This is a genomic window from Citrobacter sp. wls827, assembly GCF_005280875.1.
GTDB classification, from domain to species: domain Bacteria; phylum Pseudomonadota; class Gammaproteobacteria; order Enterobacterales; family Enterobacteriaceae; genus Citrobacter; species Citrobacter youngae.
Window position 1 is genome coordinate 398,809 of the sequence record NZ_SZWR01000012.1, and the last position, 1,296, is coordinate 400,104.

Below are 1,296 nucleotides of genomic sequence, written 5' to 3' on the forward strand. Positions count from 1 at the left end.
GAAGTTAACGTACCGGACATCGGCGGTGACGAAGTGGAAGTCACTGAAGTGATGGTTAAAGTGGGCGATAAAATTGCCGCTGAGCAGTCACTGATCACCGTTGAAGGCGATAAAGCCTCTATGGAAGTGCCGGCACCGTTCGCGGGTACCGTAAAAGAAATCAAAATCAGCACCGGCGACAAAGTTAAAACCGGTTCTCTGATTATGGTCTTCGAAGTCGAAGGCGCAGCACCTGCAGCCGCTCCAGCACAAGCAGCGGCTCCGGCTCCGGCCGCAGCACCAGCGCCTGCGCAAGCCGCAGCTCCGGCCGCGAAAGCGGAAGGCAAATCTGAGTTTGCTGAAAACGACGCTTACGTTCATGCAACACCGCTGATTCGTCGCCTGGCGCGCGAATTCGGTGTGAACCTGGCGAAAGTGAAAGGTTCTGGCCGTAAAGGTCGTATCCTGCGTGAAGACGTTCAGGCTTACGTGAAAGATGCTATCAAGCGTGCTGAAGCGGCTCCGGCTGCAGCAGCAGGCGGCGGTATCCCGGGCATGCTGCCATGGCCGAAAGTGGACTTCAGCAAGTTCGGCGAAATCGAAGAAGTGGAACTGGGCCGTATCCAGAAAATCTCGGGTGCTAACCTGAGTCGTAACTGGGTGATGATCCCGCACGTTACTCACTTCGATAAGACCGATATCACCGATCTGGAAGCGTTCCGTAAACAGCAGAACGCCGAAGCTGAAAAACGTAAACTGGACGTGAAATTCACCCCAGTAGTCTTCATCATGAAAGCCGTTGCCGCAGCTCTGGAACAGATGCCGCGCTTCAACAGCTCCCTGTCTGAAGACGGTCAGCGCCTGACCCTGAAGAAATACATCAACATCGGTGTGGCGGTAGATACGCCGAATGGTCTGGTTGTTCCGGTCTTCAAAGACGTGAACAAGAAGAGTATTACCGAGCTGTCTCGTGAACTGACCGTGATCTCCAAGAAAGCGCGTGATGGCAAGCTGACTGCTGGCGAAATGCAGGGCGGTTGCTTCACCATCTCCAGCATCGGCGGCCTGGGTACTACCCACTTCGCGCCGATTGTTAACGCGCCGGAAGTGGCTATCCTCGGTGTCTCCAAGTCCTCTATGGAGCCAGTGTGGAACGGTAAAGAGTTTATGCCGCGTCTGATGATGCCGATTTCGCTCTCCTTCGACCACCGTGTAATTGACGGTGCTGATGGTGCGCGCTTTATCACCATCATCAACAACATGCTGTCTGACATTCGCCGCCTGGTGATGTAAGCGAAAAAGCCGGCCCGACGGCCG

The 1,296-nt window shown here is 55.0% G+C and carries 1 protein-coding gene; it reads left to right on the forward strand.

Features of this window, described 5'->3' with window-relative positions; all coding sequences use genetic code 11:
* On the forward strand, positions 1 to 1,272 hold a 1,272-nt coding region (gene aceF, locus FDX03_RS08710), incomplete at its 5' end, for a pyruvate dehydrogenase complex dihydrolipoyllysine-residue acetyltransferase (RefSeq protein WP_249357018.1).
* Positions 1,273 to 1,296: the final 24 nt, after the last annotated feature.